The 18,713-nt window shown below is 37.5% G+C and carries 19 protein-coding genes; 11 read left to right on the top strand and 8 right to left on the bottom strand.

The window, feature by feature from the left end; genetic code table 11:
* Positions 1-56 precede the first annotated feature (56 nt).
* Positions 57-800 carry a photosystem II repair protein Psb32 gene (gene psb32 / locus PN450_RS19030; RefSeq protein WP_168632834.1) on the bottom strand — a complete coding sequence of 248 codons (744 nt, stop codon included), beginning with the start codon at positions 798-800 and terminating at the stop codon, positions 57-59.
* 59 nt (positions 801-859) lie between these two features.
* On the opposite strand from psb32, the gene PN450_RS19025 reads away from it, so the two are divergent.
* The 4 genes from PN450_RS19025 (at position 860) to sbcD (ending at position 3,840) form a co-directional block, all read left to right on the top strand.
* Positions 860-1,048 (top strand): hypothetical protein, encoded by a 189-nt coding sequence (locus PN450_RS19025; RefSeq protein ID WP_271837214.1) that lies wholly within the window; start codon positions 860-862, stop codon positions 1,046-1,048.
* A 103-nt stretch (positions 1,049-1,151) separates the two neighbouring features.
* Positions 1,152-1,856 carry a phosphoadenosine phosphosulfate reductase gene (gene cysH / locus PN450_RS19020; RefSeq protein WP_271837213.1) on the top strand — a complete coding sequence of 235 codons (705 nt, stop codon included), beginning with the start codon at positions 1,152-1,154 and terminating at the stop codon, positions 1,854-1,856.
* A gap of 83 nt (positions 1,857-1,939) precedes the next feature.
* Positions 1,940-2,515 carry a transposase gene (locus PN450_RS19015; RefSeq protein WP_271837212.1) on the top strand — a complete coding sequence of 192 codons (576 nt, stop codon included), beginning with the start codon at positions 1,940-1,942 and terminating at the stop codon, positions 2,513-2,515.
* 68 nt (positions 2,516-2,583) lie between these two features.
* Positions 2,584-3,840, top strand: coding sequence for an exonuclease subunit SbcD (sbcD, locus tag PN450_RS19010; protein ID WP_168697139.1), 1,257 nt, complete (start codon positions 2,584-2,586; stop codon positions 3,838-3,840).
* Positions 3,841-4,082: 242 nt separating this feature from the next.
* On the opposite strand, the gene PN450_RS19005 is transcribed toward sbcD, so the two are convergent.
* The 4 genes from PN450_RS19005 to PN450_RS18990 form a co-directional block, all read right to left on the bottom strand.
* Entirely contained in the window at positions 4,083-4,574 is a 492-nt protein-coding gene (locus PN450_RS19005; protein WP_148764799.1) for a hypothetical protein, read from the bottom strand.
* A gap of 255 nt (positions 4,575-4,829) precedes the next feature.
* Complete coding sequence (locus PN450_RS19000; RefSeq protein ID WP_148764797.1) at positions 4,830-5,135, bottom strand: hypothetical protein; 306 nt, start codon at positions 5,133-5,135, stop codon at positions 4,830-4,832.
* 429 nt (positions 5,136-5,564) lie between these two features.
* The gene (locus tag PN450_RS18995) at positions 5,565-5,972 is read right to left on the bottom strand and encodes a hypothetical protein (protein WP_271822505.1); all 408 of its coding nucleotides are present in this window, start codon (positions 5,970-5,972) and stop codon (positions 5,565-5,567) included.
* Positions 5,973-6,114: 142 nt separating this feature from the next.
* Positions 6,115-6,375, bottom strand: a complete 261-nt coding sequence (locus PN450_RS18990) for a MoaD/ThiS family protein (RefSeq protein ID WP_148764793.1) — start codon at positions 6,373-6,375, stop codon at positions 6,115-6,117.
* Positions 6,376-6,462: 87 nt separating this feature from the next.
* On the opposite strand from PN450_RS18990, the gene PN450_RS18985 reads away from it, so the two are divergent.
* Positions 6,463-7,794 carry a Rieske 2Fe-2S domain-containing protein gene (locus PN450_RS18985; RefSeq protein ID WP_271837211.1) on the top strand — a complete coding sequence of 444 codons (1,332 nt, stop codon included), beginning with the start codon at positions 6,463-6,465 and terminating at the stop codon, positions 7,792-7,794.
* Positions 7,795-7,869: 75 nt separating this feature from the next.
* Here PN450_RS18985 and PN450_RS18980 read toward each other — a convergent pair whose 3' ends face one another.
* The 3 genes from PN450_RS18980 to PN450_RS18970 form a co-directional block, all read right to left on the bottom strand.
* Positions 7,870-8,475, bottom strand: coding sequence for a J domain-containing protein (locus PN450_RS18980; RefSeq protein WP_271837210.1), 606 nt, complete (start codon positions 8,473-8,475; stop codon positions 7,870-7,872).
* A gap of 103 nt (positions 8,476-8,578) precedes the next feature.
* The gene (locus tag PN450_RS18975) at positions 8,579-9,172 is read right to left on the bottom strand and encodes an ATP-dependent Clp protease proteolytic subunit (RefSeq protein WP_015083128.1); all 594 of its coding nucleotides are present in this window, start codon (positions 9,170-9,172) and stop codon (positions 8,579-8,581) included.
* Positions 9,173-9,322: 150 nt separating this feature from the next.
* On the bottom strand, positions 9,323-9,985 hold the full coding sequence (locus tag PN450_RS18970; protein WP_148764788.1) for an ATP-dependent Clp protease proteolytic subunit: 663 nt from the start codon (positions 9,983-9,985) through the stop codon (positions 9,323-9,325).
* A gap of 304 nt (positions 9,986-10,289) precedes the next feature.
* On the opposite strand from PN450_RS18970, the gene PN450_RS18965 reads away from it, so the two are divergent.
* From PN450_RS18965 to PN450_RS18940, 6 genes are all read left to right on the top strand, one after another.
* Positions 10,290-13,397 carry a tetratricopeptide repeat protein gene (locus tag PN450_RS18965; protein WP_271837209.1) on the top strand — a complete coding sequence of 1,036 codons (3,108 nt, stop codon included), beginning with the start codon at positions 10,290-10,292 and terminating at the stop codon, positions 13,395-13,397.
* Between the two features lie 286 nt (positions 13,398-13,683).
* Entirely contained in the window at positions 13,684-14,019 is a 336-nt protein-coding gene (locus PN450_RS18960; protein WP_271837208.1) for a hypothetical protein, read from the top strand.
* Positions 14,020-14,036: 17 nt separating this feature from the next.
* Positions 14,037-14,492 carry a type II toxin-antitoxin system VapC family toxin gene (locus PN450_RS18955; RefSeq protein ID WP_271837207.1) on the top strand — a complete coding sequence of 152 codons (456 nt, stop codon included), beginning with the start codon at positions 14,037-14,039 and terminating at the stop codon, positions 14,490-14,492.
* Positions 14,493-14,855: 363 nt separating this feature from the next.
* A complete protein-coding gene (locus tag PN450_RS18950) occupies positions 14,856-16,112 on the top strand; it encodes a vWA domain-containing protein (RefSeq protein WP_271837206.1) in 1,257 nt (418 codons plus the stop codon).
* Positions 16,109-17,389, top strand: a complete 1,281-nt coding sequence (locus PN450_RS18945; RefSeq protein ID WP_271837205.1) for a vWA domain-containing protein — start codon at positions 16,109-16,111, stop codon at positions 17,387-17,389. Before PN450_RS18950 ends, PN450_RS18945 begins: the two co-directional genes overlap by 4 nt.
* A gap of 762 nt (positions 17,390-18,151) precedes the next feature.
* Positions 18,152-18,619: a helix-turn-helix domain-containing protein gene (locus tag PN450_RS18940; protein WP_148764774.1), complete on the top strand. Its 468-nt coding sequence runs from the start codon at positions 18,152-18,154 to the stop codon at positions 18,617-18,619.
* Positions 18,620-18,713: the final 94 nt, after the last annotated feature.

Raw genomic sequence — 18,713 nt, 5'->3', positions numbered from 1 at the left:
AGTCAGGAGTCAGGAATTGGAAAGAAAAAAATAACCAATTCCCTATTCCCTATTCCCTATTCCTCAGATTCCTGAGAGGGTGGTTTTTGAAACACTAAGTAAATGTAGTATGTAGCCATTGGGATGACAGTGGCCGCAATTAACAGCCCGACAACCCAAGCAGTAGCATTACCTTGATCTGTTTCTTCAGCTTTGGTAAAAGTTCCTTCTACTTGGACTGTTTCCTTGATCTCTGGTGGACCGGGATCTGGTTTACCGGATAAAACAGCCACCAAGCGATCGCTCACATCCAAAAATCCTTGGTTGTATTTATTACCACTACGTAATGCTGTACCCAATGTTTCTTCAGCCAGACTTTGGACGATAGAATCAGTTAACAGAGACTTAACCTGATCTCCACTAATTAAAGCAGTTCCATTAGTAACAGTATCAACAAGTAATAACACTTGATTAGCCTGTTCTGCTGCTGTTGGAAACCATTTACTAAATAGTCCCTTGGCAAAACTTTCCGGTGTTTCCCCATAGTCGAGGCGGTGAATAGTGACAATTCTGGCTTCGTTACCAGTTTCCTGAGCTAAATCATGGAAAGTCTTACTAATCTGACCTTCATTCGATCGGCTAATCACATCACCTTGATCTAAAATCCAAGTATCTGCCGTTAAACTGGGTATTTGGTATACACCAGTAGCAGCAGCAGGTAAAATAAACAGTGAACTCGCCATCATCATTACCAATACAGGAAAAATGAGACGGACAAGGTATTTTGAGTTACTAAATAATTGCTTGAGTAACTGTTGCATGGGATGAATCCTTAAACAGACTTGCAATCAAAATACTACATAATTAGGTTAGTTGTCAGTTGTCAGTTGTTAGTTGTCAGTTGTCAGTTGTCAGTTGTTGGTTGGAAATATCTTTTTCTAGCCTCCCCTCCTCCCCTGCAACCTACGCTCTGCCCTATTTCCTCAATCATCGGGGGGATACAGCACTTCCCGGTGTTATGAGGTACATATCTAGCGGGCAAGATGCCCGCACTACAAGAGTTTCATGATTCAACTTTGTACCTCATAAGAGCGGAAACCGCTGTATGTGACTTTATTAAGGTAAAATTAAATTTAATAAAAATAAAAAAATCTTTGTTTTAGAGAAAGATCATGACAACTTCTACCGCCTTTGACTTAGCATCACTAAATCAGCAATTTGAAACCGCAAGTCCTACAGAGATATTAGCCTGGTCTGTGCAGAATATCCCCACAGGACTGGTACAAACTAGCGCCTTCAACGTAGATGATATTATCTTGACACATATTTTCTATAGCGTACTTCAGCATCCCGTTCCTGTAATTTTCCTGGATACCCTTTATCATTTCCCTCAAACCTTAGAATTGGTTGGTAAAGTCAAAGAAATCTATAACCTAGATTTACAAACTTATAAAACACCAGACGTGGATAGCCGTGAAGCCTTTGCTGCTAAATTCGGTGCAGCCCTCTGGGATACAGATATTGCTAAATTCCACGACATTACCAAAATCGAACCACTTTTACGGGGCTTAGATGAACTCAATACTGTAGCTTGGATTACAGGTCGCCGTCGTGATCAGGCCGTTACTCGTGCTACCATGCCAGTATTTGAATTAGATGGTAAAGGCAGATTAAAAATCAACCCTTTAGCTAATTGGACTCGTAAACAAAGCTGGGCTTATGTAGCTGAACATAAAGTAATTTACAATCCTCTTCATGACGAAGGTTATCCTAGCATTGGCGACGAACCCATTACTACTAAAGTAGGTGAAGGTGAAGACGAACGCGCTGGACGTTGGAGAGGAAGCGAAAAAACTGAGTGTGGAATTCACATTTAGTCTCTTAGATCCCTGACTTCTTAAAGAAGTCAGGGATCTGAAATTTCTGAACTCTCTGAAATAATGCGAATAAACATCCAATTATGGGACAAAGAAGGATTCCACTCCAAACTGGCAACTTTTATCATGTTTATAATCGCGGAAACAATCGCCAAATAATTTTCTTTGAACGTGAAAACTATATTTATTCTCTTCGACTGATCAGAGAACATCTAATTAAAAATTCAGTAGATATTATTGCATACTGTTTAATGCCTAATCATTATCATCTTCTAGTCTATCTGAGAGATGAAACCCTTTCTGATGCTATGAAATCTCTCTCACTTTCCTACACAAAAGCAATTAATAAACGTTTTAACCGTTCTGGAGTATTATTTCAGGGAAGGTTTCAAAGTATTCATATTTCACAAACTGACTATCTTGTTAACCTCTCTCAGTATATTCATCTCAATCCTGTGAAAGCATCACTGGTGAAGCAACCCGAAGAATGGGAGTTTTCCAGTTATTTAGAATATGCTGGATTAAGAAAAGGAACAATACCCAAGATAGAGTATATCAAAATGCAGATTGAGGAAGAATCAGTTTATCAGCAATTTTTAGCGGATCATAACTTACCTCATAGCAGTGACTTCAAAAAACTGCTACTAGATTTAGAATAGATCGAAGAATAGATCCCCGACTTCTTTGAGAAGTCGGGGATCTAAAATATCCTAATAACCAATAAACTATGAAAATTCTCCATCTTTCAGATATCCATATTGGTAGCGGTTTTTGCCACGGGCGAGTTAATCCAGCCACAGGTTTAAACACACGACTAGAGGATTTTGTGAAAACATTATCTTTGTGTATTGACCGAGCGATCGCCAATCATGTAGATTTAGTTTTATTTGGTGGTGATGCTTTCCCCAATGCCACACCTGCACCCTATGTTCAAGAAGCCTTTGCTAATCAATTTCGCCGTTTAGTTGATGCAGATATTCCCACAGTGTTATTAGTGGGAAATCATGACCAACATTCCCAGGGTTTGGGAGGTGCGAGTTTAAATATTTATCGAACCTTGGGAGTACCAGGGTTTGTGGTTGGTGATACTTTAACAACTCATCGCATTTCTACCCGCAGCGGAGATGTGCAAATCATTACTCTTCCTTGGTTAACTCGTTCAACTTTGATGACTCGTCAAGAAACTCAAGGTTCTTCTTTAGCTGAAGTAAATCAACTCCTGACAGACCGTTTAGAGGTAGTTATCGAAGGAGAAATTCGCCGTCTTGACCCAGATTTACCCACTGTACTTTTAGCTCATTTAATGGCTGATAATGCCACTTTAGGTGCAGAACGTTTATTAGCAGTCGGGAAAGGTTTTACCTTACCTTTATCTTTATTAACTAGACCATGTTTTGATTATGTGGCTTTAGGTCATGTCCACAAACACCAAAATTTAAATAAATCCAATGACCCACCGGTAATTTATCCAGGAAGTATTGAACGGGTAGATTTTAGTGAAGAGAAGGAAGACAAAGGTTATGTGATGATAGATTTGGAAAAAGGGAAAGCAGATTGGGAATTTTGTCCTTTACCTGTGCGAACTTTTCGGACTATTGAGATAGATTTATCTAAGCAGGATGATCCACAAAAAGTATTATTAAAAGGAATTGCTAAATATGATATTCAAGATAATGTGGTGCGACTTATTTACAAATTGAAATCAGAACAATTGGATTTAATTGATAACTCTTCTCTTCACCAAGCTTTAAGTGTCGCGCATACTTACACTATACAAGCTGAATTAGTGAGTCAGTTAGCAAAACCCCGCATTCCTGAATTAAGCGCGAGTAGCAGTATTGACCCAATGTCAGCTTTAAAAACTTACTTAAATAATCGGGAAGATTTGCAAGAAATAATGCCATCTATGTTGGAAGCAGCACACAATTTATTAGCAGATGATGAGGGGATTTTGCTAGTACCGCAGGGCGGAATTAAAAATTAACAATTAAAAATTAAAAAAGCAGATTGTATAAGCTTTTTAGGGATTTTTAATGGTTATATTACTTACGCTGTACTGTACTAGTAGTCTGTCAAATTTATTTTGACGGGTTTTTGGTAGTGCGGGCATCTTGCCCGCATGAGCGAGACGCTCACACTACAGTCCATCATTTTTATCTTGACAGACTACTAGTACCGCTACGCGAAAGTCAAAAGTCAAAATTAATAGGTTGAAATTGATAAATTTTATCTAATTAATCTATTTTGCCAACGGGTAATAGCTCGCAAATATGCGATAATGGGAATCTGATAAACTTCAATAAAAATCCACACAATAATTCCTAAGTGTGACAAAAAAGTTAGCACAGTCCAAATAAATGGAATCCATGAAAGCGGAACATGAGAATGAGGAGGAAAATAATAGGCTGTAATTCCTATTAAGGTAGTCGGTAAAATAATAAAAGCAATTGCGGACAAACCATAACCCCAACCTAATTCCACATTTCCTAATCGTGCTTGGGTCCACCTTAATCCATTCCAATTCCAAACTAAAGGTGGTTCTCTAGAAGGCATTTTAACTTGTTGTAATTCTAAGTTAACTGTAAATATTTCATTGCAAAAATCACAACACATAGTTTCCATCATCAACATTTGCGAAATTTTACCCGCGTGACATACTGGACATGGATAATCTTCGTGAAAGTTTAAAGATGTTGATAAAATTGAAGATTTTGCCATAATTAGGGCTTGCTTAATAAACCTAGAACCTTGATAAATAAATCAATGAATTGAGAAGGATAAAATGTGAATAATGTGCAAGGAATAAACTTTGAAACTATTCATTTAGCTATCATTTTCCCAGATTTGAGACTATTCTTATCTCCTTCTAATTCTTCTTCCTGACTCCTGACTCCTGACTCCTTCTAATAAAACAACCTAGTTTATTCATAAAACCAGGTTGAATTTGATATGATGAAAATATTGGAAATGTAATTAGTCTAGAAAACCCATCAAAAGTTCGGAGTCATCGAAGGTATTTGGCGCTATTGGCCGATTTCCGAAGACAGAATAGTTGTCAGAAACTACCAAGGCACTAGAACCAATGGGACGAATACCAGACAAGTTAATACTATCAACTACTTGGAATGTGTTTGCACCTATGGGACGAATCCCCATAGAGTTGAAGGTATCAACTACTTGTAATGTCCCGGTGGTAATGGGACGCATTCCAGCAACTATGATTGTTCCTTGAGAAGTTTCTTCAGTATTACTGATATTATCCTGATTATTTTCTGTCATTTTTATTTCTCCTTTGTATTAGATGACACTTATTCAAACTAAATCTTTGTTTGTTAAGTGAATTTTACAATAATTAAGGAAAGAAGTATTTTTTTCCTATATATTTAGAGTCTAACCTTAAACCAGCATATATCACAGGTTGAATCTGAGATTGATATATTTTTGGGCGTTGCATAATGGCGGTATGAATTTTGTTTCGCGCAAAGTCGCAAAGGAGCAAAGACGCAAAGTTTTAGATTTTGAGTTTTTAGTTTCATACCTCAATATGGCTATCGCCACGCAGGCTATCAGCAACGCCGATTTTTGATGAGGTTAGGATTTTAATTATATCAGCTATGTACATTTATTTTGGTACAGATAAGTTATGTCAAGTTATAAAATTATTTTATCTTTTTGATAAGATAACTATCATAATTGTAACTCGTTCCATTAAAGAATTAAGTAACTTTGCCATTTTGATTGAGGATTTTGACGGGTTTTTTCTGGTATTAATAACCGCCAACTTTTACCTTCTTGTTGAATTTGCAGATAAACTTCAAAGGGTTTTTCAAGTTGTTTAAAACTGCGTTTTGGTAATTTAACCGTAAAATCATAATTTCCCTGTACCCGATAAGCCGGTAAGTTTTCAATGGTGAGGGGTTGTTGTTGAGTAATGGATATCCGCTGAATATTAAATTTTTGGAAGTTTAGATCTAGCTGTTGGTTAAGTTGCTGTTGGGTTTGTTCTAGTTGCAGGGCGATCGCTTTTTGCACTAATTCCGGTGTTGGTGATAAGGCAATAGTAGTACAAGCTGTGAGGAAAACTATGAAAATTGTTGTAAAAATTAACTTAATCATCTTTAATTTCTTTTTAAGATACAGCACTTCCCGGTGTTATGAGGTACATATCTAGCGGGCAAGATGCCCGCACTACAAGAGTTTCATGATTTAACTTTTTACCTCATAAGAGCGGAAACCGCTGTATTTGAATATATCCTCATTAACCACCATTCACTGGGGGAATTAAAACCACTTCGTCACCATTTTGGAGAATGGTATCTGGTGCAACAAATTGTAAATTCACGCCAAAGCGGGTTATTTCTCGCCATTTGCCTAATTTTGGGTGTTCGGCAATTAAGCGATCGCACACTGCTTGAACTGGTGTACCATCAGGAAAATCCCACAATAATTCGTTTACTCCATAAACTTCTTGATAAATAGCAAATAACTTTACAGTTACAGTAATTGCAGCATTGGACATAATATCAACTTTATCACATTTTTTATATACTTAATTTATAGCAGACAATAGGATCTACTTACTTATTTAATTAAAAACACAAGAACAATGAGAGAAAAATTTAACTTTTTTCACCAGTGGTATCCTCTCATACCCATAGAAGACCTGGAACCGCAAAAACCAAAACCCATCACATTATTAGGCAAAAGATTAGTAATTTGGAAACCCAGTAACTCAGAAACCTATCGGGTATTTTTAGATCAATGTCCCCACCGTCTCGCACCATTAAGCGAAGGTAGAATAGAAACTAAAACAGGTAACTTAATGTGTAGTTATCACGGTTGGGAATTTAATGAAAATGGCATTTGTCAGCGCGTTCCCCAAGCAGAAAACCCAGAAATTATTGCCAAAAATAAAGAAAATTTTTGTGTTGTTTCCTTTCCAGTCCGTCAACAACAGGAACTACTTTGGGTGTGGCCAGATCAAAAAACAGCAGCAATAGCTGAAAATACACCCTTACCTTTATCACCCCAAATAGATGCAGAAAAAGGATTTGTGTGGTCGAATTATGTTCGTGATTTGGAATATGATTGGCAAACATTAGTAGAAAATGTAGCAGATCCTAGTCATGTCCCTTTTGCTCATCATGGAGTCCAAGGTAATAGAGAAAAAGCTCAACCTATACCTATTAACATAGTTAAATCAACCATTGATTTAATTGAAGTAGATATTGCGAGAGGTTTACCCACGACAATTACATTTGAACCACCTTGTAGATTAGAATATGCAATTAGTCTTGGTAATACAGGAAAGAAACTAGGTTTAGTTGTTTATTGTATTCCCGTATCTCCTGGTAAATCGAGAATTGTTGCTCAATTTCCCCGCAACTTTGCTAAAACCCTACATCGGATTATCCCCCGTTGGTGGAATCATATTAATGAGAGACATCTAGTATTAGATGGAGATATGATTTTTCTGCAACAACAAGAATACTATTTACAACAAAAACAATTAACCCAAAGTTGGAAAACAGCTTATAAATTACCCACAAATGCTGATAGATTAGTAATTGAATTTCGCAATTGGTTTGATAAATATTGTCAAAGTAAATTACCTTGGCAAGAAATAGGAATTAATGGTAGTGAACCTACAACTATTAATGAAAATCGGGCTGAAGTTCTCGATAGATATAAACAACATACCCAGCATTGTAGTAGTTGTCGAACCGCAGTTAAAAATCTAGAAAGGTTGCAAATAGGACTTTTAGCATATTTTGTAATTGTTATATCTGGAGTGGCTTTATTACCTGATCATTGGCGGTTACAGCTAGGTTTACCATTAATAATTACCGCACTTTTAGGAGTAGGAGTTTCTGCGTGGTTGAAATTTTCATTCATTCCTAAATTCTACTTTGTAGATTACATCCACGCAGAGAAATAAACAATTCAAAAATAAAGTATGAATCAATAATAAACTCTTACCAACTATCAATTACCAATCACCCATTACCCATTACTAAAGTTTCAATTCCAAACGTTGAAAATCCTGCTGAACTTCATTCCATAAAGCTTTATTGTATGGGTCAGTTTTTAAGGCTTTTTTCAGATAAATTCTGGCTTTTGGGAGTTGTTTTTCCGTAATTAACACTCGTCCCCAGATTTGATAAGCGATCGCTAACCATTGACGCACCTCCCCATCCCCCGGTAAACGCGCCATTAAAGCCTCTGCTAGAGCGATCGCCTGGGGAAAACGTCTTTCCTGTAAAAATCGCTGTAACTGCTCATAAGTCTTCCACTTTAACCGTTGTTCTATATCCTCTAAATTGGGTGGATGAGATATAACCGTTGCTTTCGGTGCTGCTGGTTGAGTTTGCACTTCTCTAGCACTAGAAACATCAGTTTTCACCTCATTAGTCCGAGGCTTAATTTCCTCCGGTGGTAAAACAGTTTGCAGAAACTTATAAGCCTCAGTCACCGCAATAAATTTATCTTTCGCTTTGAGATCATTTGGGTTGATATCGGGATGATATTGCTGAACCAATCGGCGATAGGACGCTTTCACATCAGCAAAAGAAACTCCCGACCTTAAACCCAATATCCGGTAATAATCTTCAAGATCCATGTTGCTTCATTTGACTTAAATTCAAAATTCAAAACTAAAAATTCAAAATGAGTAATTCATACTTTTGAATTTTACATCTTGAATTTTGAATTATTTTCCACTATTAAATACGTTCTTCAATCACACGATCAATTAAACCGTATTCCTTAGCCTCTTGAGCAGACATAAAAAAGTCACGATCCATGTCTTTTTCAATCTTGCTTAAAGGTTGAGTAGTATTATCAGCATAAATTTGATTTAACTGACTCCGAATTCGCAGAATTTCTCTAGCTTCGATTTCGATATCAGAAGCTTGTCCGCGAGTTCCCCCAGAAGGTTGGTGAATCATAATCCGGGAGTGAGGTAAGGCCATGCGTTTACCCTTTGTCCCCGCAGCCAACAGGAAAGATCCCATAGAAGCAGCCAAACCAACACAGATTGTCACCACATCAGACTTAATGTGTTGCATGGTGTCATAAATTGCCAAACCAGATGTCACCATCCCACCGGGGGAATTGATATATAAATAAATATCCTTCCCTGGATCATCGGAATCCAGATACAGCATGACAGCAATAATTTGGTTAGCAATTTCGTCATCCACATCTCTTCCCAGGAAAATAATTCTTTCCCGATAAAGACGGTCATAAATGCTAATCCAATCTGTATATTGTCCACCGGGCATCCGATAAGGAACTTTAGGCACGCCTATAGGCATTTGCGGTACTCCGTTTGTAATTAGTTAATTGTCAGTGGTCAGTGGTCAGTGGTCAGTGGTCAGTGGTCAGTGGTCAGTGGTCAGATGAAGCTATATCTTCTTACCAATTACCAATTACCAATCACCAATTACCAATTACCCATTACCCATTTAAAGCACACTTGCAGGGAGTGGGAGATTAGCGAGTTCTTCCTTCCTAAAAACCCTGTCAATCAAACCATACTCCTTAGCTTGGTCGGGAGTCATGTAGAAAAGACGATCCATGTCCTTGCTAATTTTCGTCATGTCTTGTTCAGTCGTCCGGGCTAGAATTTCCAGCATTGAAGCTTTATTTGCCAAAACTTCCTTAGCACGAATTTGAATATCCGTCGCCTGTCCTTGGGCGTAGCTTTTCGGCTGATGCAGGATAATGGAAGAATTGGGCAAACTAGCACGACAGCCTTTTGTCCCAGCACTAAGAATCATCGCAGCCATACCCATAGCCGAACCAATACAAATGGTGTGGATAGGAGGCTTGATATATTTCATAGTGTCATAGATAGCGAAGGCTTCGGTTTCAAAACCGATAGGTTCGCCACTGTAACCAGAAGTACCTGTAGAGTTGATGTAGATTTTAATTGGTTTTTCGGGATCATCGGACTGCAAATACAGCAATTGAGCGACGATTAATTCCGTAACAGACGGAACAAGTGGCATACCCAGATACACAATCCGCTCCTTCAATAGTAGGGACGGTAAATCTGGCGGCGGTGTCCGGTAGGAACTATCGCCGGAATAGGGGGCTTGCACAGCCTTGAGGTGAGAAATATCCATAGCAACTAATCGCCTGAAACTATGCCGTTAATGTATTACATCCTAACGCGATGCTCACCCAATTTAGGGTGTGGATTTCTCCCTGATAGTGAAAAAAGCTAAATTTTAAAATATTTGGGTCTTGAGTCCCAATTATGCCAAGTATAGCAGAACCTAGGGGCGCAGGGTCTGCGCCTTCAATTGTATGGCATCTGACCAATAACCGCTATATGTCTCATGAAAAAATCGGTTGCAAATCTAAAATAAAACCATCGCGCCATAAAAAAGGGAATAATATAAATGACTCCATCGTAAAAGTCCTGTCATGACCGATACACCTAGCAAAATCCAAGAATTTATCAATTTTGCCCGTTCCCTCACAGGCTATGAAAAAGGTGAGGGACAGGAATTTTGCGTTAAACTTTTCCAAGCATTTGGACATCGGGGTTGTATTGAAGCAGGTGCAAAGCTAGAATACCGGATTAAGCCAGACGGACAGCATACAAAGTTTGCAGATTTGGTATGGCGGCCACGACTTCTATTAGAAATGAAAAAGCGTGGTGAAAAGCTAGAGAAACATCATAAACAGGTTTTTGAATATTGGAATGAATTAAAACCAAAACCTCGATATGTTGTCCTCTGCAATTTTGATGAATTTTGGATTTATGACACCCATTTTCAAATTGAAGAACCGATAAACTTTCTTAAACTGGAAGATTTACCAAAGCGGTATGATGCTTTGAATTTTCTGTTTCCTGGAAATCAGGTATTTAATGCTGATAATACAGATATTTTATATTATAATAACATTCCTCCTAATGGAGTTTTGCAGTTTGTTGGACGTGAAGACGAAGTTAAAAAGCTAGATGAATTGTTACAGCAACAAAATGGACTCAAAATTGCTGTAATTGTGGGAATGGGTGGAGTAGGTAAAACTGAATTTGCCAAACAATACGCATTAAGACATTTACAAAATTGTCGAGAGAATAAATCTAATATTTCTAGTGGTGGTGTTTGTTGGTTAGATGGTAGAGATGGAGATATAGCTAGACAGATAGTTAATTTTGCCCGAAGTTTTTTAAATTTGAATCCGCCGGAAGATTGGGATATACCAACACAGTTAAATTACTGTTGGCGAAATTGGCGAACTGGTGAATGGCTGATAGTAATAGATGATGTGACAGACTACGGAAAAATTAAGCCTTATTTACCACCAGAATCATCACAATTTACAATACTTCTTACCAGACGAGAAAAGTTAGGACGTTCATTTTTACATTTGCAACTTGAAACACTTCAACCACAGCCAGCACTAGATTTATTAAAGTCGTTAGTTAGTGCTGAACGCATTGAACAAGAATTAGAAATTGCTGAAAAAATATGCAGTTGGTTGGGTTATTTACCTTTGGGATTGGAGTTAGTTGGACGTTATTTAGATCGTGATCCAGATTTATCATTAAAGACAATATTATCTTTACTAGAGAAAAAGCGGCTGAGACACAAATCAATTATAGAAGCCGATGCTACAATGACAGCTAAACTAGGGGTCAATGATGCCTTTGAGTTAAGTTGGGAACGTTTAGATAAAAATGCCCAAGAATTAGGCTGTATGTTAAGTTTGTTTGCGTTGGCTGATATTCCTTGGGAGTTGGTAAAACAGGCTTATCAAAATTTACCAGTTTCAGAAAATGAAGAAATTGATTTAGATATTCTGGAAGAAGCTAGGGGAGATTTATTAGATTTTAATTTGTTGGAACGTACAGGGGAGAGAAGTTATAAATTGCATCCTTTAATTCGGGAATTTTTGGGGGAGAAGCGGGAAGATTCAGGAAAAGTAGATGATTTTAAACAAGGGTTTGTCAATGCGATAGTTGCCATAGCACAACAATTTAATAGCTCGATGGCAATTCAGCAAATTAAAATATTTTCTCCTAATATTCCTCATATAGCTGAAGTAGAAAATCATAAATATTGTCAAGAATTTGATGATAATTTATTGTTTAGATCTTTGAGAGGATTGGGTGAATTTTATATATCGCAAGGATTATATGAACAAGCTGAATTATATTATCAAAAGTGCTTGTTGTTAACGAAAAAATACTATGGTTCAGATCATCCTGCTCTATCAATCAGTTTTCATGATTTAGCACAAACATTATGTAAACAGGGGCGCTATAACGAAGCAGAAGAGTTATGTAAGGAAGCATTAAAAATAGTTAAATATCCGCAAGAACAACAAATCAATAGTTTCCACGTATCTAATTTTGTAGAAACATTAGCAACAATTTATTATCATCTAGGTAGATATAGTGAAGCTGAAATGATATGCAAAGAGTCTTTAGCATTGCTAGTAGAATATTTTCAGCAAAAAAAAAGAGATGAATTTACTACTACTTTAAGCAGTTTAAAGGATTTATGGAGTAAATTAGCACTAATTTATGAAGCGCAGAATCGCTATAGTGAAGCCGAATTTTTATATATTAAGGCTTATAAAATATTAAAAGGCTTTTTAGAAGAAGGAGAAAGTGAAGCAGCAATTGAAATGCTAACTCTAATGAGCAATCTAGGATTACTATACAAAAGTCAAGGTCGCTATGGTGAGGCTGAATCTATATATTTACAAGTTCTTGAATCTCACAAATATTTTCAAGGAGAAAACCACCCAGACTTAGCATATTATTTGAATAATTTAGCAGAACTTTACCATCAACAAGGTAAATATCAAGAATCGGAAAAACTACATAAAGAAGCATTAGAAATTAGGCAAAAATTATTAGGTGCTGAACATCCATTAGTTGGTCAAACACTCAATAATTTAGCCATGATATATCATGCCATGAATCGTTATAAAAAAGCTGAGATTTTATGCAAAAAAGCTTTAATAATTTACAAAAATTCACTAGGGAATGAACATCCTGATGTTGCAATTACCATCAACAACTTAGCAATGATACATGAAGCACAAGGCAGATATGATGAGGCTGAAAAATTTTATTATGAATCTTTGGAAATGAACATAAAATGGCTAGGTGAAAATCATCGAGATGTGGCTACCAATATCAATAATTTAGGAGGACTTTATTTAAGAACTGGACGTTATAAAGATGCTGAAATACGTTTCATGCAAGCTTTAGAAATAGATATAAAAATTCTGGGAAATAAACATCATGAAGTAGGCATTGATTTAAATAATTTAGCGATGCTTTACTTTATGCAGCAAGACTTCAAAAAGGCAGAAAAATTTTTAAAACAATCTTTAGATATTTATCAGGAACAGTTAGGTTCAAAACATACAACTACTATTGAGTCGTTAAAAAAGTTACAAGTGATTCGCGCTCACCTCACGTTTAGCAGTAGAGAATTACCCAATTTTAAACCAAAATCCAAAAAAGATAATTCTCAAAATAAACCCAAAGGCTTTGGCAAAAAATAACCTTTTCTTTCTTTGCGTCGTAACCGCTCAATAATCCGGGGTAAATCGTTCAATGACAAGCCTCAAATGGCGTAAAATCGTTCCCGAATAGGTAGTCCTCCCCCATTTATTGAGCGGATACTTTGCGTCTTTGCTCCTTTGTACCTTTGCGCGAAACAAAACCTAAGTCTTCTTATGATATGAATAGAAGATTGGGAAGCACCCACAGAAAATAAATAAAAAATTGCTATAATTATACAAATAAATCAAATACCTACTTTATCCATATTATGAGGAATAAATAACTATGTCTCAACCAAATTTAATCAATAAACCTGAAGTCACTAATACTACCAAAGAAAATTATCTGACAGAAATTTTACACGAAATTCAAACCACACCTAAAGAATATTGGCCGAACTTACTACAAATAATGCGCGTCTTTCGGGAAAGCGTGACTTTTAAAACCGAGTTATTAAGCAACAACCAACAAGAAATAGATGCACAACAGCAACAAATTTTAAATCAACAATATCAATCACTCAAACAATTAACAAAAGAATGGATAGAAGAAGGAGAACTACAAGAGCAAACAGAAACTTGGGAATATTTGCGTCAAGAAATTGATGAAAATCCCTTTTAAACTTGCTCTTAATTTCTATGAATAAATTAATTTTACTCGATACCAATATTTTAGGAATGGTAACAAATCCTAAAAACATTAATCCTATTTGTCAGCAGTGTAAAGAATGGTTGGATGAATTACCCTTAAAAGGGTATCAGGTAATTTTACCTGAAATTGCTGATTATGAAGTGAGACGAGAATTGATTAGAGCCGGAAAAATATCAGGAATTAAACGTTTAGATCAACTCAAACAAGCAATTACTTACTTGCCTATTACTACTTCTACAATGCTTTTAGCAGCCCATTTGTGGGCAGAAGTGAGGAAAACAGGAAAACCAACGGCTGATCCTAAATCTCTTGATGGTGATGTTATTTTAGCCGCACAAGCAAAAATAGAAGAATTAAATGGAAATCAAGTGATTGTTGCTACTACTAATGTTAAATATTTAGCCTTGTTTGTAGATGCTCGTGAATGGCAAATGATTAATTAATCATCAAGATATTAAAGAATTAGATAACAAAATCTTAGCCAATAATAACTATAAATGCTAATGTTTACAAACAGGATTTTTACTTGTGGATAGAAATTAAAGACCAACAATTAAAAGCAGGGAAATTTGCAGAAATTGAGTAAATAATTCAATTATTCCTCTCCCAAGCAACAGCAATATTTCTTTACATCCATCACGGAGGATTGCTTGTAAACAGATTATCTTAAGCAAGATGCTGTTTTAGCGTGATTTAAGGGTTTTATTCCTGACTCTTTAATTAACTTATTTTCCGTAGTATAGAGGATGCCATTTGAAGTTATCTATAAAATTGTGTATGTCTAAACTAGATAGGAAATTGAAATTATGAAAGTTAATTTACAACTAGCGCTCAATGATGCTGGTATAGATGCAAATCAAACTAGCACTCAACGTCAATTAGTAGTTTCCGTTTCTGCTGATGGTGAAACAATAGATCGGACTGTACCCTTGAACTTATGCTTAATTCTCGATCATAGCGGTTCAATGATGGGAAAATCTCTAGAAACGGTGAAAAATGCCGCCTGTTTATTAGTAGATCGTCTGAGTCCTGAAGATCGTCTCAGTGTAGTTGTTTTTGACCACCGTGCCAAGGTTTTAGTCCCCAATCAGTTAATTACAGATCGCCAACAGATTAAAAAGCAAATTAAACAACTCACCGCTGATGGGGGAACTGCTATTGATGAGGGTTTACGGTTGGGAATTGAGGAATTGGGCAAGGGTAAACATGATACCGTTTCCCAAGCATTTTTACTGACGGATGGGGAAAATGAACATGGTGATAACGATCGCTGTTTGAAATTTGCCCAATTAGCCGCCAGCTATAATTTGACTCTAAATACATTGGGATTTGGTGACAATTGGAATGATAAGGTTTTAGAAAAAATCGCTGATGCTGGTATGGGTACGTTGTCTTATATTCAACACCCAGATCAGGCTGTATCGGAATTTGGTCGCTTATTTAGTCGAATGCAAACAGTGGGATTGACTAATGCTCAACTATTATTATCTTTAATGCCTAATGTCCGATTAGCAGAACTCAAACCCATTGCCCAAGTTTCCCCAGATACCATTGAGTTACCAGTACAACCCGAAAGCGATGGGCGCTTGGTGGTGAGATTGGGCGATTTAATGAAAGACGGAGAACGGGTAGTTTTAGTTAATATTTATGTGGGACAGTTGCCAGAAGGTAAACAGGCGATCGCTAATCTGCAAGTCCGCTACGATGACCCCGCCGCTAACCAAATCGGGCTACACTCCCCCAATCTACCAATTTATGCTCATGTCACCAGGGAATACCAACCAGCACCAAATCCCCAGGTACAACGGTCGGTTTTAGCTTTAGCCAAATATCGCCAAACCCAGTTAGCCGAAACGAAATTACAGCAGGGTGATCGGGCTGGGGCAGCAACGATGTTACAAACTGCGGCAAAAACTGCTCTGCAAATGGGAGATGCTAGTGCGGCAACGGTATTGCAAGTTTCCGCCACCCGCTTACAAGCTGGGGAAGAGTTATCAGAAAGCGATCGCAAAAAAACCAGAATTGTCTCAAAAACTGTTTTGCAAGATGCTTCCCCCCAATGAAAGTTCAACTAACATCGGCTCTAAATGATACCAACGTTGATGCTGCCCAACAAAGCAATCAACGTCAACTTTCAATTTCCATTTCCGCCATTCCGTCTGAACTTGAACAAAATTTACCCTTAAATCTCTGCTTGATTCTCGATCAAAGTGGTTCTATGTCTGGTGAACCCATGAATATCGTCATTCAAGCAGTTGAACAATTATTGGATCAATTAAAAGCTGGTGACAGGATATCCGTTATCGGTTTTGCTGGCTGGTCTGGGGTCATTATCCCCAACCAAATCGTCCAAGATATTGAAAGCATCAAAACCCAACTCAAAGCCAAGCTGAAGGCTGCTGGTGGTACTGTCATTGCCCAAGGTTTATCTCTCGGTATTACAGAACTACTCAAAGGCACAAAAGGCGCGGTTTCCCAAGCCTTCTTACTGACAGATGGCCATGGGGATAACGGTTTACAGATTTGGAAATGGCAAATTGGACCAAATGACAATAAACGGTGTTTGCAACTTGCCCAAAAAGCCGCCAAACTCAATCTGACAATTAACACTCTGGGTTTTGGCGATGACTGGAATCCAGATTTATTGGAAAAAATTGCTGATGCTGGGGGTGGGACTCTCGCTTATATCGAGAACCCGGAACAAGCTGTAACTCAATTTGCGCGGCTGTTTCGACGGGTGCAGTCAGTGGGATTAACAAATGCCCATTTACTTCTATCCTTAGTGCCGGCTGTGCGTCTCGCGGAACTCAAACCAGTCGCCCAAGTTGCGCCAGATACCATTGAATTACCAGTAGAAACCGATGCTAATGGGACTTTAATGGTGCGGTTAGGGGACTTGATGAAAGATAGCGAACGGGTAGTTTTAGCGAATATTTATTTGGGACAATTGCCAGAAGGGAAACAAGTTATTGGTCATATCCAAATTCGCTATGATGACCCATCGCTGAATAAACAGGGTTTACTTTCTCCCTTAGTGCCAATATATGCTAATTTTACGAAAAGTTATGAACCTGCTCTCAATTCCCAGGTGCTAAACTCGATTCTGCTTTTGGCTAAATATCGGCAAACTCAATTGGCTGAGGCAAAATTAGAATTAGGCGATCGCCTTGGTGCTGTTACAATGTTACAAACTGCTGCTAATACCGCCTTACAAATCGGTGACACCTGTGCAGCCACGGTGTTACAAGTTTCGGCAACTCGCTTACAAGCAGGTGAAGAACTATCGGAAGCTGACCGCAAAAAGACAAGAATGGCATCCAAGACAGTTTTGAAAGAATAGCTGTAGGGTAGGTCTTTTGGCCTACCCTATCAAATTTTTAGTAAAAAACCAAGATAGACATCGGCCATATCACATTTAGAGAAATTTGTACACATCTTATAGGAAGATGAATAGGAATAATATAAGGTTTAAAGTAGCTATATATGGTAAACACCTGGTATATATAAAGGCTTGGCTAACCCCCAGGTCTTTTTCGTATTTAAAGTAGTTGGAGCACTCTTATGAATTCCTATTTATGATGTCAATATGTGTTGTTGCCATGATATATCACATTTATAGGAATTTGTACACATTCCATAGGAAGATGCTATGTGGCTAGATTAGCACTAAATTAATTATGTACGTTGTTAAGCACAGCAATTATGGAGGTTTGGTAATATGACCAAACCTTTTTTTTCGCTTCAACCAAAAATTAACATCAATCCAACCTACGAATTAAAGATTTTTTCAATTTGGTCATGAAATTATTTTTGACTATTAAAGTAAGTAGAACGGCTTGAACAATTCAAAGTTTGTAGTGAGGAATTTATTCCTCGTTTGAGGGCTGAAGCCCTTACTACGAAATCATCTCCAGATTTTTTACATTACTTAATCTACTTTGATTTATGTTCGTCTACTTACTTAACTGTTATAGGGCTACACTGAAGCCAATAGATTTTTGATAATACATACAAATCATTTGTTACTATGTACTGTAATTAAAAATATCCATCTGGAAACCCACGTCAGTATACCAAATACATTAATCAAAATAACAGTCCTATGGGATGCCGACTAAGAGTTGTTTTAACTGATCAAGAAAAGTTAACGCTAGAAGAGTTAAGAAGGTCTAAAGACGCTCCTCAACGAACAAAAGATCGCGCTCAAGTTCTACTGTTGAACGCTAGGGGATTAAAAAACGAGGAAATTGCTCAAGGTTTAAACTGGGCAGTTTCTACAGTCCGTCAAACCTTACACCGTTGGGAAAAGATGAGTTTAGCAGGATTATGGGATGCTCCAGGGCGAGGAGGAAAACCCCGTTATTCAGAAAATGATTTAGAGTATCTAGAAAACTGCCTAATTGAAGAACCCCAAACTTACAACTCTAAACAACTAGCCAAAAAACTAGCATCTGAGCGACAAGTTTACTTGAGTGCTGACCGACTTCGCAGAGTCCTTAAAGCCAGAGGCAAAGTCATCAAGTCATCAATACACGCAGAGAGCAGGGGGCAGGGAGCAGGGGAAAATTGACAACTGACAACTGACAACTGACAACTGTACTGGCGAAGCATTTGGAGAACTAATTTTGGCAATGAGCGATAATTTATCTTCCAAATGCTTACTG

This window comes from Dolichospermum lemmermannii CS-548 (genome assembly GCF_028330815.1).
Classification (GTDB): Bacteria; Cyanobacteriota; Cyanobacteriia; order Cyanobacteriales; family Nostocaceae; genus Dolichospermum; species Dolichospermum lemmermannii.
The sequence above is the reverse complement of the archived record's forward strand: the minus strand, read 5'-3'. Positions and strand labels throughout refer to the sequence as shown.